Source organism: Halorubrum sp. SS7 (assembly GCF_005435055.1).
Taxonomy (GTDB): Archaea; Halobacteriota; Halobacteria; order Halobacteriales; family Haloferacaceae; genus Halorubrum; species Halorubrum salinarum.
On the sequence record NZ_SGXV01000001.1, the window covers coordinates 315,615 to 337,436 of the forward strand.

Annotated in this window: 28 protein-coding genes; 16 read left to right on the forward strand and 12 right to left on the reverse strand. The window is 70.0% G+C overall.

From position 1 onward, the window contains the following. Window positions 1-40 precede the first annotated feature (40 nt). Genes EXE44_RS01625 through EXE44_RS01635 form a run of 3 tightly spaced genes read right to left on the reverse strand, consistent with a single transcriptional unit; the run spans window position 41 to window position 1,046 of the window. Window positions 41-313, reverse strand: coding sequence for a hypothetical protein (locus tag EXE44_RS01625; RefSeq protein ID WP_137715678.1), 273 nt, complete (start codon window positions 311-313; stop codon window positions 41-43). Continuing rightward, the gene (locus tag EXE44_RS01630; RefSeq protein WP_241991775.1) at window positions 310-693 is read right to left on the reverse strand and encodes a hypothetical protein; all 384 of its coding nucleotides are present in this window, start codon (window positions 691-693) and stop codon (window positions 310-312) included. Before EXE44_RS01630 ends, EXE44_RS01625 begins: the two co-directional genes overlap by 4 nt. Next, window positions 690-1,046, reverse strand: coding sequence for a winged helix-turn-helix domain-containing protein (locus tag EXE44_RS01635; protein WP_137715679.1), 357 nt, complete (start codon window positions 1,044-1,046; stop codon window positions 690-692). Before EXE44_RS01635 ends, EXE44_RS01630 begins: the two co-directional genes overlap by 4 nt. Before the next feature lie 156 nt (window positions 1,047-1,202). Between EXE44_RS01635 and EXE44_RS01640 the strand changes: the two genes are divergently transcribed. The 3 genes from EXE44_RS01640 (at window position 1,203) to EXE44_RS01650 (ending at window position 3,655) form a co-directional block, all read left to right on the forward strand. Continuing rightward, the gene (locus EXE44_RS01640) at window positions 1,203-1,961 is read left to right on the forward strand and encodes a sensor domain-containing protein (protein ID WP_137715680.1); all 759 of its coding nucleotides are present in this window, start codon (window positions 1,203-1,205) and stop codon (window positions 1,959-1,961) included. A 121-nt stretch (window positions 1,962-2,082) separates the two neighbouring features. Next, window positions 2,083-2,766, forward strand: a complete 684-nt coding sequence (locus tag EXE44_RS01645; protein ID WP_241991776.1) for a sensor domain-containing protein — start codon at window positions 2,083-2,085, stop codon at window positions 2,764-2,766. Next, on the forward strand, window positions 2,759-3,655 hold the full coding sequence (locus tag EXE44_RS01650) for a DUF4097 family beta strand repeat-containing protein (protein WP_137715681.1): 897 nt from the start codon (window positions 2,759-2,761) through the stop codon (window positions 3,653-3,655). The genes EXE44_RS01645 and EXE44_RS01650 overlap by 8 nt, the downstream gene beginning before the upstream one ends. Before the next feature lie 296 nt (window positions 3,656-3,951). Here the strand turns inward: EXE44_RS01650 and EXE44_RS01655 are convergent, their stop codons facing one another. Then, the gene (locus EXE44_RS01655) at window positions 3,952-4,311 is read right to left on the reverse strand and encodes a hypothetical protein (protein WP_137704245.1); all 360 of its coding nucleotides are present in this window, start codon (window positions 4,309-4,311) and stop codon (window positions 3,952-3,954) included. Between the two features lie 132 nt (window positions 4,312-4,443). Between EXE44_RS01655 and EXE44_RS01660 the strand changes: the two genes are divergently transcribed. Continuing rightward, window positions 4,444-5,355, forward strand: a complete 912-nt coding sequence (locus EXE44_RS01660; protein WP_137715682.1) for an NAD-dependent epimerase/dehydratase family protein — start codon at window positions 4,444-4,446, stop codon at window positions 5,353-5,355. Window positions 5,356-5,379: 24 nt separating this feature from the next. Here the strand turns inward: EXE44_RS01660 and EXE44_RS01665 are convergent, their stop codons facing one another. Both EXE44_RS01665 and EXE44_RS01670 read right to left on the reverse strand, forming a co-directional pair. Further along, window positions 5,380-5,589: a hypothetical protein gene (locus EXE44_RS01665; RefSeq protein ID WP_137715683.1), complete on the reverse strand. Its 210-nt coding sequence runs from the start codon at window positions 5,587-5,589 to the stop codon at window positions 5,380-5,382. Continuing rightward, window positions 5,582-5,845: a hypothetical protein gene (locus EXE44_RS01670; RefSeq protein WP_121562458.1), complete on the reverse strand. Its 264-nt coding sequence runs from the start codon at window positions 5,843-5,845 to the stop codon at window positions 5,582-5,584. Before EXE44_RS01670 ends, EXE44_RS01665 begins: the two co-directional genes overlap by 8 nt. Window positions 5,846-5,970: 125 nt before the next feature. On the opposite strand from EXE44_RS01670, the gene EXE44_RS01675 reads away from it, so the two are divergent. Next, window positions 5,971-7,239: a trans-acting enoyl reductase family protein gene (locus tag EXE44_RS01675; RefSeq protein WP_137715684.1), complete on the forward strand. Its 1,269-nt coding sequence runs from the start codon at window positions 5,971-5,973 to the stop codon at window positions 7,237-7,239. A 66-nt stretch (window positions 7,240-7,305) separates the two neighbouring features. Here EXE44_RS01675 and EXE44_RS01680 read toward each other — a convergent pair whose 3' ends face one another. After that, window positions 7,306-8,277 (reverse strand): phosphoadenosine phosphosulfate reductase family protein, encoded by a 972-nt coding sequence (locus tag EXE44_RS01680; RefSeq protein WP_137715685.1) that lies wholly within the window; start codon window positions 8,275-8,277, stop codon window positions 7,306-7,308. A gap of 125 nt (window positions 8,278-8,402) precedes the next feature. Here EXE44_RS01680 and EXE44_RS01685 point away from each other — a divergent pair, with 125 nt between their 5' ends. Further along, window positions 8,403-9,746: an alkaline phosphatase family protein gene (locus tag EXE44_RS01685; protein WP_137715686.1), complete on the forward strand. Its 1,344-nt coding sequence runs from the start codon at window positions 8,403-8,405 to the stop codon at window positions 9,744-9,746. 21 nt (window positions 9,747-9,767) lie between these two features. On the opposite strand, the gene EXE44_RS01690 is transcribed toward EXE44_RS01685, so the two are convergent. Continuing rightward, window positions 9,768-10,535 carry a hypothetical protein gene (locus EXE44_RS01690; RefSeq protein ID WP_137715687.1) on the reverse strand — a complete coding sequence of 256 codons (768 nt, stop codon included), beginning with the start codon at window positions 10,533-10,535 and terminating at the stop codon, window positions 9,768-9,770. Between the two features lie 140 nt (window positions 10,536-10,675). Between EXE44_RS01690 and EXE44_RS01695 the strand changes: the two genes are divergently transcribed. The 4 genes from EXE44_RS01695 to EXE44_RS01710 all read left to right on the forward strand — a co-directional run bounded on the left by EXE44_RS01695 (window position 10,676) and on the right by EXE44_RS01710 (window position 13,868). After that, window positions 10,676-11,974 (forward strand): RNA-guided endonuclease TnpB family protein, encoded by a 1,299-nt coding sequence (locus EXE44_RS01695; RefSeq protein WP_137715688.1) that lies wholly within the window; start codon window positions 10,676-10,678, stop codon window positions 11,972-11,974. Between the two features lie 106 nt (window positions 11,975-12,080). Beyond that, entirely contained in the window at window positions 12,081-12,650 is a 570-nt protein-coding gene (locus EXE44_RS01700) for a TIGR04206 family protein (protein ID WP_137715689.1), read from the forward strand. Between the two features lie 70 nt (window positions 12,651-12,720). Beyond that, window positions 12,721-13,605 carry a ZIP family metal transporter gene (locus EXE44_RS01705; protein WP_137715690.1) on the forward strand — a complete coding sequence of 295 codons (885 nt, stop codon included), beginning with the start codon at window positions 12,721-12,723 and terminating at the stop codon, window positions 13,603-13,605. Between the two features lie 53 nt (window positions 13,606-13,658). Further along, a complete protein-coding gene (locus EXE44_RS01710; protein ID WP_137715691.1) occupies window positions 13,659-13,868 on the forward strand; it encodes a hypothetical protein in 210 nt (69 codons plus the stop codon). Between the two features lie 33 nt (window positions 13,869-13,901). Here the strand turns inward: EXE44_RS01710 and aroC are convergent, their stop codons facing one another. Both aroC and EXE44_RS01720 read right to left on the reverse strand, forming a co-directional pair. Further along, the gene (gene aroC, locus EXE44_RS01715; protein WP_137715692.1) at window positions 13,902-15,089 is read right to left on the reverse strand and encodes a chorismate synthase; all 1,188 of its coding nucleotides are present in this window, start codon (window positions 15,087-15,089) and stop codon (window positions 13,902-13,904) included. 107 nt (window positions 15,090-15,196) lie between these two features. After that, a complete protein-coding gene (locus tag EXE44_RS01720; RefSeq protein ID WP_137715693.1) occupies window positions 15,197-16,318 on the reverse strand; it encodes a S1C family serine protease in 1,122 nt (373 codons plus the stop codon). A 128-nt stretch (window positions 16,319-16,446) separates the two neighbouring features. Between EXE44_RS01720 and EXE44_RS01725 the strand changes: the two genes are divergently transcribed. The 5 genes from EXE44_RS01725 (at window position 16,447) to EXE44_RS01745 (ending at window position 20,037) form a co-directional block, all read left to right on the forward strand. Next, complete coding sequence (locus EXE44_RS01725; protein ID WP_121598867.1) at window positions 16,447-16,668, forward strand: hypothetical protein; 222 nt, start codon at window positions 16,447-16,449, stop codon at window positions 16,666-16,668. A 90-nt stretch (window positions 16,669-16,758) separates the two neighbouring features. Next, on the forward strand, window positions 16,759-17,535 hold the full coding sequence (locus EXE44_RS01730; RefSeq protein ID WP_137715694.1) for an enoyl-CoA hydratase/isomerase family protein: 777 nt from the start codon (window positions 16,759-16,761) through the stop codon (window positions 17,533-17,535). Beyond that, window positions 17,532-18,293 (forward strand): nucleoside phosphorylase, encoded by a 762-nt coding sequence (locus EXE44_RS01735; protein WP_137715695.1) that lies wholly within the window; start codon window positions 17,532-17,534, stop codon window positions 18,291-18,293. Before EXE44_RS01730 ends, EXE44_RS01735 begins: the two co-directional genes overlap by 4 nt. Before the next feature lie 115 nt (window positions 18,294-18,408). Next, entirely contained in the window at window positions 18,409-18,978 is a 570-nt protein-coding gene (gene hpt, locus EXE44_RS01740) for a hypoxanthine/guanine phosphoribosyltransferase (RefSeq protein WP_006628363.1), read from the forward strand. A 381-nt stretch (window positions 18,979-19,359) separates the two neighbouring features. Beyond that, entirely contained in the window at window positions 19,360-20,037 is a 678-nt protein-coding gene (locus EXE44_RS01745; protein ID WP_137715696.1) for a DJ-1/PfpI family protein, read from the forward strand. Window positions 20,038-20,052: 15 nt separating this feature from the next. Here the strand turns inward: EXE44_RS01745 and EXE44_RS01750 are convergent, their stop codons facing one another. Further along, window positions 20,053-20,352 carry a transcriptional regulator gene (locus EXE44_RS01750; protein WP_137715697.1) on the reverse strand — a complete coding sequence of 100 codons (300 nt, stop codon included), beginning with the start codon at window positions 20,350-20,352 and terminating at the stop codon, window positions 20,053-20,055. Window positions 20,353-20,451: 99 nt separating this feature from the next. Between EXE44_RS01750 and EXE44_RS01755 the strand changes: the two genes are divergently transcribed. Then, the gene (locus tag EXE44_RS01755; protein WP_121562259.1) at window positions 20,452-21,426 is read left to right on the forward strand and encodes a sugar phosphate nucleotidyltransferase; all 975 of its coding nucleotides are present in this window, start codon (window positions 20,452-20,454) and stop codon (window positions 21,424-21,426) included. A 112-nt stretch (window positions 21,427-21,538) separates the two neighbouring features. Here the strand turns inward: EXE44_RS01755 and EXE44_RS01760 are convergent, their stop codons facing one another. Beyond that, the gene (locus EXE44_RS01760) at window positions 21,539-21,748 is read right to left on the reverse strand and encodes a hypothetical protein (RefSeq protein ID WP_121562260.1); all 210 of its coding nucleotides are present in this window, start codon (window positions 21,746-21,748) and stop codon (window positions 21,539-21,541) included. Window positions 21,749-21,822 lie beyond the last annotated feature (74 nt).

Consider the following 21,822-nt stretch of genomic DNA (forward strand, 5'->3'; position numbering starts at 1 on the left):
CGCCAGGGGGCGGGTCGACACAGGTGAGGAGCGATCGCCGTTAATCGGTCACCGACCCCGCGAGCGCCACGAGGCCGACCAAATGCGCCACCGTGACCCCGAACACCGTCGCGGCGTCGGAGAGCCCGAGGAGCGGCGTCACGGCGTACGCGATCACGTACGGGAGGACCGCGATACACGCGACGCCGACGGCCAACAGCAGCATCGTCCGGCTCCCGTTCCGGCGGCCGCCGTCGTACGCCAGGTACGCGACGTACGTGCCGAGGCAGGCGGTCGCGACCCCGCCGGCGGTCGCGACGACGGAGAGCGTCACCGGTGGACCACCCCGAGGACGAGGAGCAGGCCGCAGAGCTTGCTCGCGGTCACGACCACCGTGCGCTCGGTGGCGGTCACCCACGCGACGTTGCCGAAGGCGAGCCGGAGGAACATCGGGAGCGGAGCCAGGAGCAGGAGCCCGAGCGTGAGGAACAGCAGCGGCCGCCGCCGCGTGCGGAAGTAGCCGCGGGCGAAGCGGTAGGTGACGAACACCGCGAGCAGCACCGAGAGGAAGAACGCGGCGATCGTGATCGCGGCGAGCCCCGCGCCGCCGCCGACCACGTCGACCTGCGCCGCGAGATTCGACCGCCCGACGAGCGGGACGCTCCGCTGGCCGACCGCCGCGAGCGCCGTCGCCGCTGCGCGCGTTCCGATCATCCCGAGAGCTCCTCGTAGAGCCGCGTCAGTCGGTCCGCGGCCGTCTCGTCGACGTAGTCCACGCTCACTTCGAACCCGCTCGCGGTCAGGTCCACCGACACGCGGTTGAGCCGTGCGGCGTACACCTGCTGGGGGCCGCGGTCCGGGTCGACCTCCTGTACCGTCTCGACGAGGTCCTGTTCGCGGAGGCGTTCCAGGCGGCGGTAGACGGTCGCCTCGGAGGCGTCGCAGGCCTCGCTGAGCGCGCGCGCCGAGCGCGTCTCCTCGTAGGTCTCGATGAGGATCTGCCTGGCGTACTCGTCGTCGAGCAGCGAGTACACCTCTCGTTGGTCGACGGACGCCTCCGAGGCCATCCGGCTGAACGTCGCCGGCGGGAAACTTAATTTCCCCGGCGGCGGCGTCACGCTCGCTCCGAATCGATCCCCCGTTCGCGCTCCGCGGACGAACCGCTCGGGACGGTGACAGGACCGAAATTTAATACGAGCGGTGGCAGACGGTCCAGACGGCAGATGGCCCTCTCAGACGCGATCTCGGTTCCCTCCGCAGACAGCGGCGTCGTTCGCGCGGTGCTGTTGACGCCGTTCCGGCCGCGAACCTACGCCGCCGCCGCGTACCTGGCCCTCGCGTTCCCGCTCGGTATCGCCTACTTCGTCGGCACGGTGGTCGGGATCTCGCTCGGGCTCGGGCTCTCCGTCCTCGCGGTCGGCGTCCCGATACTCGCCGCGACGCTCGGCGGCGTCGTGGCGGTGTCGATCGGCGAGCGCGCGCTCGCGGAGGCCCTCCTCGGCGCCGACATCACCCCGCCGTCGTGGAAGGTCCGTGAGGCGTCGGGCGTGACCGACGGCGCCGTGGCGGTCGTGACCGACCTGGCGGTGTGGGGCGCCGTCGCGTTCGTCCTCTCGAAGCTGGTCGTCGGCGTCGCCGGTTTCACGCTCCTCACGGTCCTCCTCAGCGTCGGCGGGTCGCTGCTGGCGACGCCGCTGTACTACGACGCCCCGGGCGCGTCGGTCGGGCTCATTCTCCCGGAGCCGATCCGGCGGGAGCTGTCGCTCGTCGTCCCGTGGGAGCAGTTCGAGGTCGGCGTCTCGTTCATCGTGCGGCTCACGTCGTGGGAGGTGTCGACGCTGCCGGGCGCGCTGGCGATGTCGCTCCTGGGCGTCCTGGCGCTCCTCGTCGGGCTCAACGTGCTCTACGCCGCCGGTTGGCTCTGTGCCCGGTGGGCCGAGCTCACCCTGGGGCAGGGCGCGCCGTCGATCGGAACGGACTGAGTTCCGGGCCGGCGTCCAGGACGGTCGGCGCGAAACTCATATTTATACTTTTGGTGATGTTGCCGGATCAGCAGCGCTCGATTCTTTATATGTCGACGGGGCGGCAAGCCGTAAGCGCACTATGAGCGACCACAGTTGGTCTCCGCGCTCGCCGGGCGAGGCGCTCGCGCGCTTCGTCGGTGTGCCCTTCGACGGACAGACGTATCGCAACCTGGCGTACCTCCTGCTGGCGTTCCCGCTGGGGATCGCCTACTTCACGGTCGTCACCACCGGCCTCTCGACCGGCATCGGCCTGCTCGTCACGTTCGCGGGCGTCCCGGTCGTCCTCCTGACGCTGCTCGTGACGCTCGGGATCGGGTCCTTCGAGCGCCGCCTCGCGGACTGGCTCCTCGACGTCGAGGTCGACGCCGCCCCCGCAGAGGTCGACCTCGCGTTCGGGTCGGTCGAGGAGGCGCTCGGGACGACGAAGCGGATCCTCACGGCCCCGACCACTTGGACCGGCCTCGTGCTCGTCGGTCTCAAGTTCGTCTACGGCGTGGTGGCGTTCACCGCGCTCGTCACCGCGTTCACGCTCTCGGCCACGCTGATCAGCATGCCCGTCTTCTACGACGCCCCCGGGGTGACGTACACGCTCGGCCCCTACGTGGTCGACACGCTGCGCGAGGCGGTCGCGGGCGCCGGCCTCGGCGTCCTCCTCGCGCTGGTGTCGCTCCACGTGCTCAACGGGGTCGCCAGGTTCGGCGGGTTCCTCACCGACGCGCTGCTCGGCGGCGCGGCGCGGACCGCGGGGGGCGCCGATGCCTGACGGGTCGTCCGACGGCGCGTCGGCCACGCGGCGGGGCCTGCTCGGGGCCGTCGGCGTCGGCCTCGGAACCGCGCTGGCCGGCTGCGCCGGCGTCGTCGACGTCGAGCGGCGGACGGAGACGGAGCGCCGGACCGTCGACCCCGCGGCGGTCTCGACGCTGGTCGTGACGGACGTCGCCGGCGACGTCTCGTTCAGCGCCGAGCCCCGCGACGACGTCGAGGTCGTCGCCCGCAAGCGCGCCGTCGGCGGCGTCTCGCTCGACGAGTTCGACGCGACGGTTCGGGTGACCGGCGACCGGCTGGAGGTGACGACCGACGAACCGCGGATCGTCGGGCTCGGCGGCGGGGGCGTCGACGTCGAGGTCACCGCGCCGCCGGATGTCGACGTCGACCGACTTCAGACCGCCGACGGCGACGTCCACGCGGAGTCAGTTCCCGACGGTGCGGCGCTCGTCACGGCCGACGGCGACGTGTCGGTGACCGATGCCCGGGGCGCCGTGCGCCTCGAGTCCCGTGACGGCGACGTCCGCGTCGACGGGGCCGCCGGGGCCGTCACGGCGACGACCGCGGACGGCGCGGTCCGCGTCCGCGACCCCGAGCGCGTCGACACGCTCCGGACCCGCGACGGCGACGTCGTCGCCGACGTCCCCGCGGTCACTGCGGACGCGACGGTCGAGTCCTCGGACGGCGACCTGCTGCTCCGGCTCGGCGACGACCTCAGCGCGGCGCTCACCGCTCGCACGTACGACGGTGACTTCGCACTCTCGGGAGGCGGCCCCAGGTTCCGCGTCCGCGAGCGCACCGAGACCCGACTGCGAGCGTCCGTCAACGGCGGCGACGGCGCGCTGACGGCGCGGACCAACGACGGCGACATCACGATCCGAGCGTGAGCGCCCCGGACCGTCCCCGCTGACGCCGCGTTTCCGCCCGGACCCGCCTCGCTTTTCGGCCCGCCTCGCTTTTCGGCCCTCCTCGCTCAACCCGGACCGCTGAAACCACGCCCGTCACCGCCCCCAGGGGCCTCCGCGCCTCGTCCTCCCGTCGAGCGCCCATCGGCGCGAAACGAGGCGTCGATCGGCACAGGTTCGGAGACGGACCAGTCGAGTGCGCCGCCCCCGACCGGTCGGTATCGGTCGCGGGCCACTACGAGCCGGTGGCGCCGGTGCGCTGGCCCCGCGAGGCCCGCCTACAGCCGGTCGAGCGCCTCGTCGAGGTCGAACTGCTCCGTCGTCTCCTCGAACGACTCCCCGTCGCCGCGCGCCTCGGTCTCGTCGTCGGTCTCGCCTTCCGCGGGCGCGGGGCGGACGCTGACGAGGGCGTCGTCGACCGCGTCCGTCGTCACCGTCGCCGCGAACCGCTCGCGCTCGCTCGCGGGGCCCTCGAACGGTTCGATCCGATCGACGCCGTCGACAGCGCACTCGACCGCGAGACAGACCGCCGCGCGGAGGCGGTCGACGGTTCCCCACCCCGCCGGCGGGACCCGCGGGAGGTCCCGCTCGCGGAGGCGCCACGTCTCGATCACCAGTTCCGCCTCGCGGGTCGACATCTCTGGTCCCACTTCCGGCGCCGCGAGCAAGTCGCTTTCGCCGCGTGCGGAGCCGCGAGTCCGCCCGCCCGCCGCCTCGGTCATCCTCGCGAAACCGAAGCGCTGAACCGTCGGCTCTGAGGACACTCGTACATGAAGGACAAACGCGTCCTCGTCACGGGCGGCGCGGGATTCATCGGCTCGAACCTCGCGAACCGCCTCGCGGCCGACAACGACGTGATCGCGGTCGACGACACCTACCTCGGCACGCCCGAGAACCTCGACGACGGCGTCGAGTTCGTCGAGGCCTCAGTCGTCGACGGCGACTTCCCCGTCGACGTCGATGTCGTCTTCCACCTCGCCGCGCTCTCCTCGCGGAACATGCACGAGAGCGACCCCCAGCGCGGCTGCCGCGTCAACGTCGAGGGGTTCGTCAACACGGTCGAACGCGCTCGAAAGGAAGGGTGTGACACCGTCGTCTACGCCTCCACCTCCTCCATCTACGGGAGCCGCACCGAGCCCTCGCCGGTCGACATGGACGTGGAGGCGCGCACGGCCTACGAGGCCTCGAAGCTCGCGCGCGAGCGCTACGCCGAGTACTACGCCAACCACCACGACATGAACATGGCCGGCCTCCGCTTCTTCTCGGTGTACCAGGGGTTCGGCGGCAACGAGGAACACAAGGGCGAGTACGCGAACACGGTCGCGCAGTTCGCGGACGCTATCGCCAACGGGGAAGCCCCCGAGCTGTTCGGCGACGGCTCTCAGACCCGCGACTTCACGCACGTTTCCGACGTGGCCCGCGCGTGCGAGCTCGCCGCCGACCACGAGCTGACGGGCGTGTACAACGTCGGCACCCAGGAGGCGTACTCGTTCAACGAGATGGTCGCGATGATCAACGACGCGCTCGGCACTGACGTCGACCCCGAGTACATCGAGTGCCCCTTCGACGGCTACGTCCACGACACGATGGCCGACTACTCGACCTTCCACGAGGCGACCGGCTGGGAGCCCGAAATCAGCTTCGAGGAAGGCGTCGAACTGGTCTGCGAGCCGTATCAGTAACCCGAACGAGAAGCGGGACGGCGGTCAGGTCGCGTCGACGGCGCTGCCGGCGGCGACGAGGAAGCCGATGATGGCGGTGATAAGCCCCACCATCCCGATGGCGACCGCGCCGATCTGGAACGCGTCGCCGGACAGCCGCTGCGCCGTCAGGAACAGGAAGACGGTCGTGACGAAGCCGACGAGCGCGAGGATCCGCCCGAAGCGGGCGGTGTCGATCCCGGGTTCGCTAGACACGGTTCAATATCTCCTTGAGGACGCCCTGGTACTCGTCGTCGGTCGCGGCGTTGCCGAGCGAGTGGATCGACTGCGAGATCCACAGCCCGGCGGTGAAGTTGATGAACGCCGCCATCGAGACGGTGCCGATCTGTCCCTCGACGAACAGCCCCGTGTACACCGCCCCGATGAACCCCAACACCATCAGGCTGTGCGTGACGAGCGAGCGGGTACCGAAGTCGGCGAGCTGTAGTGACAACCGAGTGCCAACGGCCATACCACTGTGTACGGCCCCGGCGTTAAAGAGGTAGCGCGTGTCAGAACCTCGTGACGCCCCGATCGCCGGCGGTCGCCGCGCGGTACCGCACCAGTTTACCGACGCCGCCCCCTACTCCCTCCCGAATGACTGACGCCGAGCCGACGCACGACATCGTGGTGTGGGGCGCGACCGGGGTCGCCGGGCGGTTCACGGCCGAGTACCTCGCCGAGCGGTACGGCCCCGACGAGCTCTCGCTGGCCGTCGGCGGACGGAACCGGGCGAAGCTCGACGCGCTCGCCGACGACCTCGCCCGTCGCAGCGACGCGCGAGACGATGTCGCCGTCGTCGTGGGCGACGCGACAGACCCCGAGAGCCTGCGCGCGGTCGCCCGAGACGCGGAGGTGGTGTGTACGACGGTCGGCCCCTACACCCGGCTGGGGACGCCGCTGGTCGAGGCCTGCGTCGAGACCGGCACGGACTACTGCGACCTCACCGGCGAGGTGAACTGGGTGCGCGAGACCGTGGACCGCTTCCACGAGGCGGCGGTCGACGCCGACGCCAGGATCGTCCACAGCTGCGGGTTCGACTCGGTCCCGGCGGACCTCGGCACCCTGCTCGCGCAGTCGTACGCGCGAGAGGCGCACGGCGCGCCCTGCGAGACGGTCCGGATCTACCTCGACGGCGGCAGCGGGAGCGTCAGCGGCGGGACGCTCGCGAGCGCCGGCGAGCTGTTCGAGGCGGCCGCGACTGACCCGCTCGCGCGGGAGACGCTCCGCAACCCCTACTCGCTGGCGCCGCGCGGCGAGCGGAGCGGCGTCGATCCGGGCGCACAGCGGTGGCCGCAGCGGGACGCGCTGCGGGGCGAGTGGACGGCGCCGTCGCCGATGGCCGCGGTGAACGAGCGGGTGGTGCGCCGGAGCAACGCGCTCCTCGGATACCCGTGGGGACGCGAGTTCCGGTGTTCGGAGGTGGTCCCGACCGGCGATGGGGTGCGGGGCGCGGCGACCGCGGGCGCCGTCGCCGGCGGCCTCGGCCTGTTCACGGCCGCGATGTCCGTCGGACCGCTGCGTTCCGCGCTCCGCCGATACGTCTTCCCCGATCCGGGCGAGGGGCCGACGCGGGAGGAGGCCGAGGCGGGCCACTTCCGGATCCGCGTCCTCGGACGCGGGACGGCGGCGGACGGGCCGTTCACCGTGGAGGCCGAGTTCGGCGCCGACCGCGATCCGGGCTACGGCGCCACCGCGCGGATGCTCGGCGAGTCGGCGGTCTGCCTGGCGCGCGACGAGGTCGACTCCCAGTTCGACGGCGGCGTGTTGACGCCGGCGTCCGGGATCGGCCTCCCGCTCGCGGAGCGACTCCGCGAGGTCGGCTTCACCGCGTCGGCCGGCGAGGCGAGCGCCGACGGTCGCTAACGCTGACCGAAGGACGAAGGAGCTGCTGCGTCAAGAGGGTCGGTCGGGGCTATGCCCCGGCGGCGATCACATGTAGCCGAGGTCGCGCAGGCGCTCCATCAGGTCCTCCTTGTCCTGGGCGCGGCCGGCGCGCTCGGTCGTGTCCTCGAGGTTCTGGAGCCACGCGGGCTCTTCGGTCGTCTTCTCGGTCGAGACCTCGCTGCCGAGCGAGCGGAACCCGGCGAAGTACTTCGGCGAGATCGGGATGTCCTCCTGGGTAACGCCTTCGGGCAGGTCGTCGTCGGCCTGCGGGATGTACCCCTCGTCGGGGAACGCCTCCACCGTGTCCGGCACGACGAAGTTCCAGAACGCCTCCCACACGTCGGCCTCGGCGAACTGGAGGATGGGCTGGATGCGGTCGTGCGGCGGGAACAGGTCGGGGTCGTGCCGCGGCGAGAAGAACGTCTCGTCGGCGCGGGCCTCCTGTTCGTCCCAGCGGACGCCGGAGATGACGCCGTCGATGTCGTGCTCTTCGAGGGCGTCGTTGAGCGCGACCGTCTTCAGCAGGTGGTTGCCGACGTACGTGTCGAGCAGGAACGGGAACGAGTCCTCCTCGAACTCCAGGATCTCCCGGATGTGGTGCTGGTTGTGCTCCGAGAGGGCGTCGACGGGGATGTCGTCGCCCGGTTCGAGGCCGTGTTCGTCGACGTAGGCGCCCACGTCCTCGTTGCGGGCGTACACGAGGTCGATCTCCCACTCGTCGGCCCAGTGCTCGACGAAGTCGGTGATCGAATCGAAGTGCTGGAAGTGGTCGATGAACACGGCGGTCGGCTTGTCGTAGCCGTACTCCTCGGCGACCTGGTTGATGAAGTACAGCGTCAGCGTGGAGTCCTTCCCGCCGGTCCACATCACCGCGGGGTTGTCGTACTGTTCGAGCCCGCGGCGGGTGACCTCGACCGCCTTCTCGATTTTGTGCTGGATCGACGGGTAGTCGTCCGGAGTTTCCCCCTCGCCGTCGGTGTAATCGACGTCGACGCTCGCCGGGAAGTCGTCGCTCATACGCCGTAGCAGTCGCCGCCGAGACGAATAGGCTTTCTGAATCCCGGCGCGCCCTCTCAGTCGCCACGAGTGTCGTAATCTCGCGGAACACAAGGGATATGGCGGCCGCCCCGGAACCGTCGCCCATGGGTCTGTTCGACCGGCTCCGCGGCGACGACGACGAGCGCGTCGTCTTCCTCGGGATCGACGGCGTACCGCTCGACCTCGTCGAGGACCACCCCGACGTCTTCGAGAACCTGACCGACATCGCCGAGACCGGTTCCGGGGGGCGCTTGGAGAGCATCGTCCCGCCCGAGTCGAGCGCGTGCTGGCCGAGCCTCACGACCGGGCAGAACCCCGGCTCGACGGGCGTGTACGGCTTCCAGGACCGCGAGGTCGACTCCTACGAGACGTACGTCCCGCTCGGGCGCCACGTGAAGGCGACCCGCCTGTGGGACCGCGTCACCGACGCCGGGCGCGACGCGACCGTCCTCAACGTCCCGGTCACGTTCCCGCCGTCGACGCGGGTCCAGCGGATGGTCTCCGGGTTCCTCTCGCCCGACCTGGAGTCGGCCGCGAGCGACGACGCGGTGCGCGAGACGCTCGACGGCTTCGACTACCGGATCGACGTCAACGCCAAACTGGGCCACGACGATGACAAGACGGAGTTCATCGAGAACGCGCACGCGACGCTCGACGCCCGCTACGACGCCTTCTCCCACTACCTCGACCAGGACGACTGGGACCTCTTCTTCGGCGTGTTCATGAGCACCGACCGGGTGAACCACTTCCTCTTCGGCGACTACGCGACCGACGGCGAGTACAAAGAGGAGTTCCTGGCGTTCTACCGCAAGCTCGACGGCTACATCGGGGAGATCCGCGACTCGCTCGACGACGACACCACCCTGATCGTCGCCTCTGACCACGGGTTCACTCGACTGGAGTGGGAGGTGAACTGTAACCAGTTCCTCGCCGACGAGGGGTGGCTCTCATACGACGGCGACGACCACGACGCGCTCACCGACATCGACGACGAGACGCGCGCGTACTCGCTCATCCCCGGCCGCTTCTACCTCAACGTAGAGGGCCGCGAGCCCAACGGCGTCGTCCCCGAGTCCGAGTACGAGGCGACCCGCGAGGCGCTCATCGACGACCTCGAATCGCTCACCGGCCCCGACGGCCGGCAGGTGTGCCGCCGGATCGTGAAAGGCGAGACCGTCTTCGACGGCGACCACGACGAGATTGCCCCCGACCTCGTCGTCATCCCCGCGGACGGGTTCGACCTCAAGTCCGGGTTCTCCGGCAAGGAGGCCGTCTTCACCGAGGGCCCGCGCAACGGGATGCACAAGTTCGAGAACTCGCTGCTGTACTCGACCGACCCCGACCTCGACCTGTCCGACGCGAACCTCTTCGACGTGACGCCCACCGTCCTCGACCTGCTGGACGTCGAGGCCGACGACGAGTTCGACGGCGAGAGCCTGCTGAGCTGACGGCGGCGCGCTCGCCGCGCGTTACTTCTCCGCCGTCGGCGTCGAACACCGCAGACAGAGGATTCCGGTCCCCGCCCAGTTCACGTGGGTCGACCCGCAGTTCGGGCAGCGGTGGGTGTCGTTGTTGTACTCGGTCGTCCCCCGCGGGGCTGCGAGGTGACCGTCGGCGACCGCGCGCTCGACCAGCCCGGGGAACCGCTGCTTCTTGAACCCGGCGCGGTGCGCGAGGAACTCGCCCGGCCGGCTCGGGTCCGGCCCGTGGAGGTCCTCCCACTTGATCGCTATCTCGCCGTCCGCCTGTCCCCGCGCGACCTGCTTGATCGTCGCGGCCGCGGCCTCGAACAGCGGCGTCGTCGCGAGCGCCTGCGGGGAGTCGACCGCGTCCCCGGCAGTCTGGTAGCGCTCGGCGGCGGCGTCGTACGCATCGCCAGCGCCGCCAAGCGCGCCTGCGACCCGGAAGTCGGCGACGAACTCCGCGAGGCAGGCCGCCTGTCCCGGCTCGTCGAGGACCGACTGGAAGTCGCGCGCGGCGGCGATCCCCTCGGCCGCGCGTCGGCCCGCGCGCTCGCCGACGCCCGCGACGCGGTACGCGACCGCGGCCGCGATCAACTGTTGGAGCCCCTGTCCGATCCATCCCTTCTCGTCCGGTTCGAACGGGTCCAGGTCGGGCCGCGGGTCCGCGAGCACGCGCCGTCCTCCGCGCGTGTAGCGGTTCCCCGCGCGCTCGTACTCGCGGGCCGCCAGCGCGTCGACCGCCGCGTCGTGATGGCCGCCGTCGTTCGTGTTCACAGAGTAACAACGAGGGCCCCACGACTTTAATCGTAGGAGGAACCCGCCAACTTTCGCAACAAATCACGGGCGATAGCAACCTGACTCCCCGGCACCAGCCGTAGAAGTTATAAATAAATAGATTAACATGTGAAATACAGATGGAGGATGTGGTCCGCACCGTCAAAGTCAAGCTTGACGTACCCGACGAGCGGTGCGACAACCTCCATCAGACGAAAAAGCAGTTCCTCCACTGTGCGAACACGACCGCAGCCTGGGCGTGGAGATACCCGGACGAACATTGTATCACGTCGAAACAACAAGCCGAAAACGCGCTTTACGAGCGACTTCGCAACGAAACAGATCTGACAGCGAACCTCGTTCAAAAAGGGATTCGACGCGCTATCGAAGCCACAAAAAGCGGTATTGCTCGACTCAAGAAAGGCGAAACCACCAGTCAACCGCACTTTGACGCGTGGAGCGTCGTCTACGACAAACGAAGTGCGACGTTTCACCGCGACCACGTGTCCCTTTCCACGGTGAACGGGCGCGTCGAGTGTGAGTACGTACTTCCTGACGATCCGACAGGAACACCGATTGGCGAGTACCTACTGAACGAGGAGTACGAGTTCCGGATGTCCACGCTTCAGTACGACCGCTCGAGCGAGTCGTTCTACCTCCACGCGCGTATGCGCCGTACCACAGACGAACACGAGCAGTCGACGGCTGTTTCTAACGCCGAGCACAGAACAGTCCTTGGCGTTGATCTGAACGTGGGCGGCTCGCTCGCGGTGACTTCTACGGGTGCGTTCATCGGGAACGCCGACGAGATGAACCATCGACGCCGCGAATTCAAGAAGACCCGCGGGTCAATGCGACAGACGGGCACGCGGTCGGCCCACCTGTCGATCCAGTCGATGGACGACCGAGAACACCGCTGGATGAAAGACGAACTCCATCGTGCTTCGAACCAGATTCTCGACGAAGCTCACGACCACGAATGTACGCACATCGCGTTCGAGAATCTGACCGATATCCGCGATCGGATGGCTCGTGCGAAGCGGTTCCACGCGTGGGCGTTCCGCCGATTATACGAGTACGTCGAGTACAAAACCGAGACGCTCGATATCAAAGTCGAGAAGATGAGTCCGGCGTACACGAGCCAGCGGTGTTCGAAGTGCGGCTTTACACACGAGAGGAATCGGCGCTCGAAACACCAGTTCGCGTGTCAGAAGTGCGACTACCAGCTGAACGCGGACTATAACGCGAGCAAGAACATTGCTCGGAAACTATTGAAACGTCTCCGCTCGGGGCAGAAGTCTTCGAGTGGAGGCGCACCCTGTCAGTGTGCGCTGACGTCAGGGACACTGAACCTGAACGGCGAATTTATCGCCTCCGTCGATTCGACGGCAGAAGGGGAGTCCACTGACAAGCCAACGACTTCAGTCGTGGGTCACTGACACGCGCGGTACGGGCGGGAACGAATTACCCCTGACGGGGACATGACCTCGCGCCGGCCGATTCGACTCCCCGACCATACTTACTCCCGGGCGTCGAACCGCCCGTATGGCGAGACCGGACGGTGGTCGGGAGTCGGCGTCGGAGTCGTCCCGGAGAGCGAACTCGGAGTCGCGGTCCGCGTCGCGCCCGGCGGCACCGACCAGCGGCCGCGTCGAGTGGCTCCTCGTCGCCGCGCTGCTCGCGGTCCCGATGGCGGTCGTGCCCGGCGACGGTCAGCCGACGCTGGTGAGCCTCTGGGGGTTCGTGACGCTCGGCGGCGACGGCGCGGGGCTCGGCGGCTACCCGGTGTGGGCGTACTTCCTCGATCAGCCGCGGCCGTTCGCGACGCTCCCGCCGTCGATCCGGGCGTGGCCGCTCGCGCTCGGGTTCCACCTGCTCGCGGCCGGGAGCGCCACGAGCGGGGTCGCGCTCGGCCGCGAGGACCGCCGCGTCACGGGCGGCCTCCTCGTGCTCGCGGCGGCCGCGGCGCTGTGGGTCGCGGCGGGACTGGGCGTGCGCTTCGGCGTCGGCGCGACCGCCGGGTGGTTCTCGGTCCTCCCCGCGAGCGCGGTGGCGACGCTTCTCGTCGCGGGCTGGGCGTACGGCGGCGACCTCCGCGGGATCGCGGTCCGGTAGGGAGCCGGGGCGAGAGAGCCCGTCGGCTCGGTCGCCCGTCTTTATCCCGCCGGGCGGGGAACCGACGGGCATGACAACGCTGCCGGCCCTCCTGGGGGTCACCACCGTCGCGGGGCTCGCGACGGGACTGGGCGCGTTACCCGTCTTCTTCCGCTCGAAGGTCACGCACCGGGTGTACGACGCGGCGCTCGGCCTCGCCGCGGGGCTGATGGTCGCCGCCAGCGTCTTCGGGCTGATCATTCCCGGGCTGGAGGAGGGGACCCTCTCCGCAGTGATGATCGGGGTGTTCCTCGGCGGGATCGTGCTCCTCGGCGGCAACTACGCCATTCCGCACCTCCACGCGCGGTACCGCGAGTGGCTCCCGGAGGGCGGCGCGACGGGCGACGACGCCGAATCGATGCGGACGGGCGAGGGCGGTCGGCCGACCGCCGGCGATGACGACGAGGACGCCGTCGACGAGGCCGCAGCCGATCCGGCCGAATCCGACGCGGCCGCCCGGGAGGTGACGCTCCGAAAGGCGCTGCTCATCGGCGGGGCGATCACGCTCCACAACGCCCCCGAGGGGCTGGCGATCGGCGTCGCGTTCGCCTCCGGGTTAGAGGAGGTGGCGCTGCTGCTGGCGGTCGTGATCGGGCTCCAGAACGTGCCCGACGGGTTCGCCTTCGCCGTGCCGATGGCGGACACCGGCATGTCGAACGCCCGCGTCCTCTGGTACACGACGCTGTCTGGGGTGGTGCCGCAGGTCGCCGCCTCCGCCTTCGGTTTCACGCTCGTCTCGGTCGCCGCGGGGCTGTTTCCCGTCTCCTCCGGCTTCGCCGCCGGGGCGATGCTCGCGGTCGTCTTCCGTGAGCTGATCCCCTCCTCGCACGGGCACGGCCACGCCGACGCCGCGACCGGCGCGTTCCTCGTCGGCTTCGTGCTGCTCGTCGTCGTCGACGCCGTCGTCGTGGTGTGAGCCGCCCGGACGTGCGACGCCTTTTCGTCGCTGCGCCGCGACAATCTCCACGTATGTCCACGACCGTGTCGACGCCGGACGCCGACGAGACCTGCGCGTACTGCGACTCGCGGATCTTCGACCACGACCCGGTCTGCGTGCGCGACTGCGACGACGGGTGCGGCTCGCCGACCTACTTCTGTAACTACGCGTGCCTCTCCGCGCACATCGACGAGAACGACCTCGTCGCGGGGAACGCCTGCGAGTGGTCGCCGGGGGAATAGGCCGGCCGACCCGCGGAGGTGGCCGATCGCTCGTTACTCGTTGCGCGGGCTGCTCGGGTGGTACTCGGTGTCGTACTGGCCCGGGTTCCCGTCGACGCGGTCGGGGTTGATCCGACCGCCGAGCAGCATGAAGTCGAGGACGGTACAGTACAGCATCGCCTCGACGACGGGGACCGCCCGCGGCGGGAGGACCGGGTCGTGGCGGCCGACGACCTGGATCTCCTTCTCCTCGCCGGTCTCCCAGTCGGCGGAGCGCTGCTTCTTCGGGATCGATGTGGGCGCGTGCCACGTCGCCTCGCCGTAGATCGGCTCGCCGGTCGTGATCCCGCCCTGGAGGCCGCCGTGGTCGTTGCCGACGGGGACCGGGTCGCCCTCGTCGCTCTCGACGTGCTCGAACGACTCGCCGTCGTCGAACGTCCAGTCCTCGTTGCGCTCGCTGCCCGTCACGTCGACGGCTTCCTTCCCCAGTCCGAACTCGACGCCCGTCGTCGCCGGGATGGAGAACATCGCCTGCCCGAGGCGGCTCGGGAAGCCGTCGAAGCGCGGCGCGCCGAGCCCGCGCGGGACGCCGCGGCACTCGAAGTAGATGGAGCCGCCGATTGAGTCGCCCTTCTCCTGGTACTCCTCGATCAGCTCCTGCATCTCGGCGGCCGCGTCCGGGTCGGCGCAGCGCACGTCGTTCTCCTCGCTGCGTTCGAGCAGCTGCTCGAAGCTCACCGGGTCGGCCTCGACCTCGCCGATCCGGTTGACGTGAGCCTTGATCTGTACGTCGTGGTCCGAGGCGTCGAGGACCTGCTCCGCGACGGCGCCGGCCGCGACCCAGTTCACCGTCTCCCGGGCGGAGGAGCGCCCGCCGCCGCCCCAGTTGCGCGTGCCGAACTTCGCCGAGTAGGTGTAGTCGCCGTGCGAGGGGCGCGGCGCCGTGACGTACGGCTCGTACTTGCCCGAGCGCGCGTCCTTGTTCTGGATCACCATGCCGATCGGCGTCCCGGTGGTGTACCCGTCCTGGACGCCGGAGTTGACGACGACCTCGTCGGGCTCGCCGCGCGAGGTGGTGATCATCGACTGGCCCGGCTTGCGCCGGTCGAGCTGCGCCTGGATAGCCTCCTCGTCGAGCTCGACGCCTGCGGGCACGCCGGAGACGGTGACGCCCATCGCGTCGCCGTGGCTCTCGCCGTAGGTCGTCAGCTGGAAGAGTCGGCCGAACCGGTTCCCGTTCATACCGGTACGTGTGGCCGGGGGCATATAGGGGTTGCAATCCGCGCAACGGGTGACGACCGGGCGCACGCACCCAAATTCAGCTTTCCGCTGAGGTTGCTCGCCGAGCGTCACGGCTCGGGCCGCTCGCCGAGCGTCACGTCGAGGGTCTCCTCGCTACCGTCGCGCACCACGGTGACGGCGACCGTGTCGCCGGGGTCCGTCTCCAGGGCGAGGTACCGCGAGAGGTCGGGGTTGTCCGCGATCTCGGTCCCGTCGAGCGCGACGATCACGTCGCCGCCGGTCGGCACCGTCGCGCCGTCGACAGTCGCCTCCCCGTCCGTGCCGCGGAGGACGCCGTCGGCGGGGCCGTCGGCGACGACGCCGGCGACGTAGACGCCGCTGGCGTCCGGGAGGTCGTTGCCGGCCGCGAGCAGCGGATCGACCCGAACGACGCTCACGCCCATGAACGAGTGGTCGTAGCTCCCGGTCTCGATGAGCGCCGGGACCACCTCGTTCACGAGCCGCGCGGAGACGCCGAAGCCGATGTTATCGCCCCGCGTCGCGGTCGCGACGCCGACGACCGTGCCGTCGAGAGTGACGATCGGCCCCCCGCTGTTGCCGGGGTTCAGCGCGGCGTCGGTCTGGATCGCGTCCGCGATCGAGAAGCGGCCGGGCGCCGTCGACGCCGGAATCGTCCGGTTACGCCCGCTGACGATTCCCTGGGTCGCCGACCCCGACAGGCCGAGCGGCGCGCCGACGACGAGGACCCGGGTGCCGACCGGCGGGAGGTCGGTCGCGACCGGGAGCGGGTCCCCGGGGAGCCCCGCGTCGAGTTCGACGACCGCGAGGTCGCTGTACGGGTCGCGACCGACGACGGTCGCGTTCACCCACGTCTCGTCGGTCGCCTGAACGCGGATCGTGTCGGGATCGCCGATCACGTGGTCGTTCGTCACCAGGTGCGCCTCGTCGTAGAGAAACCCGGAGCCCTGTCCCGCGGCGCCGCCCTCCCCCGGCCCGAAGACGGTCTCCCGGCTCTCGACGTACGTCTGGACGCGCGCGACCGACGGGACGACGGCCTCGTACACGTCGGCGTAGTCGGGGTCGTCGGCGGTCACCGGCGGCTCGATCTGCTGTTTCCCTCGCGGAGCGTCGCCGTCGGTCGCTCCGCCGATCGCACCGAGGCAACCGGCGGTCGACGCGCCGGCGATCGCCGCCCCGATCCCGAGGACCTCGCGTCGGGTTCGTTTCATACCATCCGATAGGAGCCGCGCTCGATTAAGCGATCGGCCGCCGAGGCCCCGACGCCGCGACCGAGTCCCTTCCCGCGGTCCGGTCCGGGACCGATGGGGGTATGTAACGGGACCCCGTTGGTCAGAGCGTGCGCGACCGCCTCACCTCCGACCTCGGCGTGTACGCCCTCTCCGGGCTGTTCTCGCTCGTCGTCTTCGTGCTCGCGCTCGGCGTCCTCTCGCGGACGCTCCCCGGCGGGCTCGCGAGCCGCCAGCTCGGGGGGCTGATCGTCGGCTACCTCCTGTTCGTCGGCGTGTACACGACGGCGTGGTTCATCTACACCGGCATCGACAGCCGCGAAGAGGTCTGACGGGGGCCGGAGTGCGCTCGGCCGCGCCGACTCCCGACCTCCGGATCCGGCTGCCGAATTGTTTTCACGCCGCCCCGCGACGGGGCCCGTATGAACCGGGACACCATCTCCTTCGATGTCGACGACCGCGGCGTCGCGACGATCACCGTCGACCGACCGGAACAGCTCAACGCGCTCACCGTCGAGACGCTCGAAGCGATCGAGGACGCGCTGGACGAGGCGGCCGACCGCGACGCGCGCGCCCTCGTGATCGCCGGCGCGGGCGACGAGGCGTTCGTCGCCGGCGCCGACATCTCCTACATGGTCGAGATGTCGACGCCGGAGGCGCAGGCGTACGCGGAGCTCGGCCACCGCGTCGCGGACGCGATCGAGTCGTTCCCGGCGCCGACGGTCGCCGCGATCGACGGGTACGCCTTCGGCGGCGGCTGCGAGCTCGCCTTGGCCTGCGACCTCCGCGTCGCGGCCGAGAGCGCCGTCCTCGGACAGACCGAGATCGACCTCGGCATCATCCCGGGCTGGGGCGGCACCCAGCGCCTCCCGGCCCTCGTCGGCGACGAGGTGGCCCGTCGGCTGATCTTCCTCGGCGAGCGCATCGACGCGGCCGAGGCGGCCGAGGTCGGCTTCGTCGGCGAGGTCGTCGCCGACGAGGCGTTCGACGACCGGATCGACGAGCTGGCCGGCGAGCTGGCGGCGAAGCCCACGACCGCGCTCCGCGCCGCGAAGGAGGCGCTGAACGCGGCCGGCGAGGGCGCCGCGGCGACCGGGCACGCCCTCGAACGCCGGGCGTGGGCCGGCCTGTTCGGCACCCACGACCAGCGCGAGGGGATGCGGGCGTTCTTGGAGAAGCGGGAGCCGGAGTTCGAATGATCCCGCACTTCGGCGACAAGTACGACGCCGACGCCCTCTTCTCGCCCGCCGACGCCGTCGCGGCGCAGGGCGACGGACTCCCCGACGCGCCGCCGGCCGTCCTGCTCGGCTACCAGACCGAGCTCACCGACGCGGTACGCGAAGAGAGCAACGATCGTGTCGAGATCGTCAGGGGACAACACATCGAGTTGCTCTCGGAGGCGGTCGGGTACGTCCCCGTCCACGAGTCGGGGATCGGCGCACCGGTGACCGCGACCGTCGCGGAGAACGTCATCGCCGCCGGGGCCGAGGCGGTCGCGATGCTCGGCGGCGGCGCCGCGCTCCAGCCCGACATCGCCCCGGACGCGGCCGTCCTCCCGACGGACGCCATCCGCGACGAGGGGGTCTCACATCACTATCTCCCCCCGGAGGAGCCGGTGACACCGACCGCGTCGCTCGTCGACGAACTCGACGCGTCGCTGTCGCGCGCCGGCTTCGACACGCCACGCGGAACGACGTGGACGACCAGCGCGATGTACCGCGAGACGGTTCCCGAGGTCGAGCGCTACCGCGATGAAGGAGTCGTGACTCTCTGTATGGAGTCGGCGGCGCTGTGGGCGGTGTCCCGCTACCGCGGTGCGGACGCCGCGACGGTCCACGAGGTCGGCGACTACCTGACGTCCGAGGAGTGGGTTCCAGAGGCCGACGCGGACCGCGGACTCACCGACATGCTCAGTCCGACCGTCGAAGCGATGGAGCGCCACGTGACGGGCGGGTAAGTCGCGCCGGCCCGCCCACCGCCTTCGGCTCACCTCCGTGCCTCGCTCCGTGCCACCGGACTCCACGGAACTCGGGGATCGCCACGCTTTATTAATCCGCCCGAGTACCCGCGACATGGACCAGTTGCGGCAGTCGCTCCTCGACGCGCCGATCATCGAGAAAGGCGAGTACCAGTACTTCGTCCACCCGATCAGCGACGGCGTCCCCATGCTCGAACCGGAGCTGCTCCGGGAGATCGTCATCCGGATCATCCGGAAGGCGGAGCTGGAGAACGTCGACAAGATCGTCACCCCCGCGGCGATGGGGATCCACATCTCGACCGCGCTCTCGCTGATGACCGACATCCCGCTGGTCGTCATCCGGAAGCGCCAGTACGGCCTCGACGGCGAGGTCCCGCTGTTCCAGGAGACGGGCTACTCCGAGTCGGAGATGTACATCAACGACGTCGAGGAGGGCGACCGCGTGCTCGTGCTCGACGACGTGCTCTCGACGGGCGGCACGATGAAGGCCATCCTCGACGCGCTCACCGACGAGGTCGGCGCGGAGGTCGTCGACGTTGTCGCCGTGATCAAGAAGGCCGGCCCGAACGAGCTCGACGACACCGACTACAACGTGAAGACGCTGATCAACGTCACCGTCGAGGACGGCGAGGTCGTGATCGTCGACGCGCAGGGCGACGAATAACCCGTCCGCAGCGAAACCGCGGTGAACCCCGCGAATTTTCTGGTTAGCCGCTTATAGGTAGTTGACTACGCTGAGGTGGTGAACGCCCTCAAAGCCCCAGCCGTGAGGCGCACCCCGCGCAGTAACCGCAGCCTCACACCTCCCCAACCTCGTCAGTCGCCGGAGCGAAGCGACGGCGACTGACTCCAGCGAGGGACCTCCGGTCCCTCTGGCAGCCGGCGCGTAGCGCCGGCGACCTCGCGCGTGCTGCTCGCGGCCTGTCGGCCGCTCACAGGCACGCGCCGACCGCACCGCTGCGGCCGTTTATAAACTCGGCGCCGTCCTTCATCGCTGCCGGGCGCGGGCGCCTTTTGTGTCGGGGGCGTCAACGGGGGCGTACACATGACTAGCGCGTTGTTCGTCGTGAGCGAGGAGGGGTACTGGGCCGAGGAGTGTATCGAGCCGCTGACTACGCTCGAAAGCGAGGGCGTCGACGTGACGGTCGCGACGCCGTCCGGGTCGCCGCCGGTCGTCGACGAGCGGTCGCTCGACCCGGAGGCCGCGGGCGGCGAGGACCGCGTCGCGGAGCTTCGCGAGGTCGACGAGAGCCACCCCGAACTCAACGATCCGGAGCCGATCGCGACGGTCGAGGCCGACGGCTACGACGCCGTCGTCTTCCCCGGCGGCCACGGGACCGTCTGGGACGTGAACCAGGACCGCCACGCGCGGCAGCTCCTGCTGGACGCGGTCGCGGGCGACGACGGCGTCGCCCTCGTCGTCTGTCACGCGGTCGGCATCCTCGGGTTCACCCGCGAGGCGGACGGGACGCCGCTCGTCGAGGGGCGCTCGGTGACCGGCTTCCCGAACGCGTGGGAGGAGGACATCGTCGACGAGGACGACGTGCTGCCGGACGGCCGGAAGCTCCCGTACTGGGTCGAAGACGAGGTCGTCCTCGCCGGCGCCGACTGGGACGCCGAACTCGACGCCGACACGAGCGTCACGGTCGACGGCGACCTGATCACCGCGCGCGGCCCGGGCTCCTCGGCCGACGCGGCGACGACGCTGCTGGACGAGCTGTAACGCCGCCCGGTCTCCCTACCGGATCACGAACGCCGGCTCCTCGATCCGCTCGCTCTTACACTCGGGACACCGCGACGGCTCGTTGACCGGGTCGTCGAAGCCGTCGAACCCGCACTCGCGGCAGGTCGGCGGCGCGACGAGGAACTCCTCGTCCGCGTCGCCGCCGCCGGCGTTCCCCTCTCGGACCGACCGCGAGACGTGGTCGAGGTGTTCGTACACGGTCGGCGTCGGCAGCGACAGCGTCTCGGCGAGGTCGCTCGCGGTCCGCGGTCCCTCGCGGAGCGCGTCGGCGATCCGCTGGCGGGTCGTCTCCATGGGCGAACGTCGAGGGCGACGCGCAAAACCGTCCGGGATCGCGACGCCACCGATGACGCGGGCACAAGAGGTATGTCACCGGGGTGAGACGGAGCAGGTATGAAAGCCGTCGTACTCGCGGGTGGCTACGCGACCAGACTCTGGCCGATCACCGAACACCGGCCGAAGATGTTCCTGCCGGTTGGCGAGAACACCGTCATCGACGAGATATTCGAGGACTTGGAGGCCGACGACCGGGTCGACGAGGTGTTCGTCTCGACCAACGAGCGCTTCGCCGACACCTTCGCCGAGTACCTCGCCGACAGCCCGTTCGAGAAGCCGACGCTGTCGGTCGAAGAGACCGTCGAGGAGGACGAGAAGTTCGGCGTGGTGGGGGCGCTCGAACAGCTCGTCGACCGCGAGGGCGTCGACGACGACCTGATCGTCGTCGCCGGCGACAACATGATCAGCTTCGACCTCGCCGACTTCGCCGACTTCTTCGAGGACAAGGGGACGCCGACGCTGGCGGCCTACGACGTGGGCGACCGCGAGCGCGCGAAGTCGTACGGGCTCGTCCAACTCGACGGCGACGAGGTGGTCGACTTCCAGGAGAAGCCCGACGACCCGCAGTCGACGCTGGTCTCTATCGCCTGCTACGCGTTCCCCGCGGAGACGCTCCCGAAGCTCACCACATACCTCGAAGACGACAACAACCCGGACGAGCCGGGCTGGTTCCTCCAGTGGCTCCAACAGCGCGGCGCGGTCCACGCGTTCACCTTCGACGGCGCGTGGTTCGACATCGGCACCGCCGACTCCTACCTCGACGCGGTCGAGTACGCGCTCGACGGCGGGACGCTCGTCGCCGACGACGCGACCGTCGAGGGGAGCGACCTCGGCGACGTGGTCCACGTCATGTCGGGCGCGACGGTGACCGACTCGACGCTCGACCGCGCGGTCGTCTTCGAGGACGCGACGATCACCGACTCCGAGGTCCGAAACTCCGTGATCGACACGGGCGCCACCCTGGAGGGCGTCGACCTCTCGGGCGCGCTGATCGGCTCGTACACCTCGATCACCGAAGGCGACGACTTCTGAGCGCGGCGCGACCGCCGGGGCCGCCCTGCGCCCTCGCGGTCAGTCGTCATTACCGGCGTCAGCCGCCGTCCGTTCTCTCCTCTCAGCTAGCCGCCGCCCGAGTTCCTCGCGGTCAGTCGCCGTCTGTCCCGGCCTGCGCGTGCGTGTGGTGATAGCAGTCGAACGCGGGCTCGCCGCCGTCGGTCGCGGGGTAGAAACAGACCCGCTGGTAGCGCTCGTTGTCGAGCAGGTTCGCCACGAACCCCCCGGTGTGGCGGGAGACCGAGTCGTACGGGTCGCCGCAGGCGGGACAGTCCGGCGGCGGGTCCTCGGGAACGTACATGCGGCGTGGCGGTCGCAGGTACGGGACCGAGCCGGAAAACGACCCCGCCGAGACGCGGGTGCGATCCGTCCCGA

Bases quoted from the DNA above. Each gene is read 5' to 3' on its own strand.
- EXE44_RS01720 (WP_137715693.1), bottom strand. From the start codon at position 16,318: ATGAAACGAACCCGACGCGAGGTCCTCGGGATCGGGGCGGCGATCGCC.
- EXE44_RS01745 (WP_137715696.1), top strand. From the start codon at position 19,360: ATGACTAGCGCGTTGTTCGTCGTGAGCGAGGAGGGGTACTGGGCCGAG.
- EXE44_RS01700 (WP_137715689.1), top strand. From the start codon at position 12,081: ATGGCGAGACCGGACGGTGGTCGGGAGTCGGCGTCGGAGTCGTCCCGG.
- EXE44_RS01705 (WP_137715690.1), top strand. From the start codon at position 12,721: ATGACAACGCTGCCGGCCCTCCTGGGGGTCACCACCGTCGCGGGGCTC.
- EXE44_RS01630 (WP_241991775.1), bottom strand. From the start codon at position 693: ATGATCGGAACGCGCGCAGCGGCGACGGCGCTCGCGGCGGTCGGCCAG.
- EXE44_RS01755 (WP_121562259.1), top strand. From the start codon at position 20,452: ATGAAAGCCGTCGTACTCGCGGGTGGCTACGCGACCAGACTCTGGCCG.
- aroC (WP_137715692.1), bottom strand. From the start codon at position 15,089: ATGAACGGGAACCGGTTCGGCCGACTCTTCCAGCTGACGACCTACGGC.
- EXE44_RS01645 (WP_241991776.1), top strand. From the start codon at position 2,083: ATGAGCGACCACAGTTGGTCTCCGCGCTCGCCGGGCGAGGCGCTCGCG.
- hpt (WP_006628363.1), top strand. From the start codon at position 18,409: ATGGACCAGTTGCGGCAGTCGCTCCTCGACGCGCCGATCATCGAGAAA.
- EXE44_RS01735 (WP_137715695.1), top strand. From the start codon at position 17,532: ATGATCCCGCACTTCGGCGACAAGTACGACGCCGACGCCCTCTTCTCG.
- EXE44_RS01685 (WP_137715686.1), top strand. From the start codon at position 8,403: ATGGGTCTGTTCGACCGGCTCCGCGGCGACGACGACGAGCGCGTCGTC.
- EXE44_RS01660 (WP_137715682.1), top strand. From the start codon at position 4,444: ATGAAGGACAAACGCGTCCTCGTCACGGGCGGCGCGGGATTCATCGGC.
- EXE44_RS01750 (WP_137715697.1), bottom strand. From the start codon at position 20,352: ATGGAGACGACCCGCCAGCGGATCGCCGACGCGCTCCGCGAGGGACCG.
- EXE44_RS01680 (WP_137715685.1), bottom strand. From the start codon at position 8,277: ATGAGCGACGACTTCCCGGCGAGCGTCGACGTCGATTACACCGACGGC.
- EXE44_RS01710 (WP_137715691.1), top strand. From the start codon at position 13,659: ATGTCCACGACCGTGTCGACGCCGGACGCCGACGAGACCTGCGCGTAC.
- EXE44_RS01640 (WP_137715680.1), top strand. From the start codon at position 1,203: ATGGCCCTCTCAGACGCGATCTCGGTTCCCTCCGCAGACAGCGGCGTC.
- EXE44_RS01675 (WP_137715684.1), top strand. From the start codon at position 5,971: ATGACTGACGCCGAGCCGACGCACGACATCGTGGTGTGGGGCGCGACC.
- EXE44_RS01730 (WP_137715694.1), top strand. From the start codon at position 16,759: ATGAACCGGGACACCATCTCCTTCGATGTCGACGACCGCGGCGTCGCG.
- EXE44_RS01655 (WP_137704245.1), bottom strand. From the start codon at position 4,311: ATGTCGACCCGCGAGGCGGAACTGGTGATCGAGACGTGGCGCCTCCGC.
- EXE44_RS01650 (WP_137715681.1), top strand. From the start codon at position 2,759: ATGCCTGACGGGTCGTCCGACGGCGCGTCGGCCACGCGGCGGGGCCTG.
- EXE44_RS01635 (WP_137715679.1), bottom strand. From the start codon at position 1,046: ATGGCCTCGGAGGCGTCCGTCGACCAACGAGAGGTGTACTCGCTGCTC.
- EXE44_RS01695 (WP_137715688.1), top strand. From the start codon at position 10,676: ATGGAGGATGTGGTCCGCACCGTCAAAGTCAAGCTTGACGTACCCGAC.
- EXE44_RS01760 (WP_121562260.1), bottom strand. From the start codon at position 21,748: ATGTACGTTCCCGAGGACCCGCCGCCGGACTGTCCCGCCTGCGGCGAC.
- EXE44_RS01670 (WP_121562458.1), bottom strand. From the start codon at position 5,845: ATGGCCGTTGGCACTCGGTTGTCACTACAGCTCGCCGACTTCGGTACC.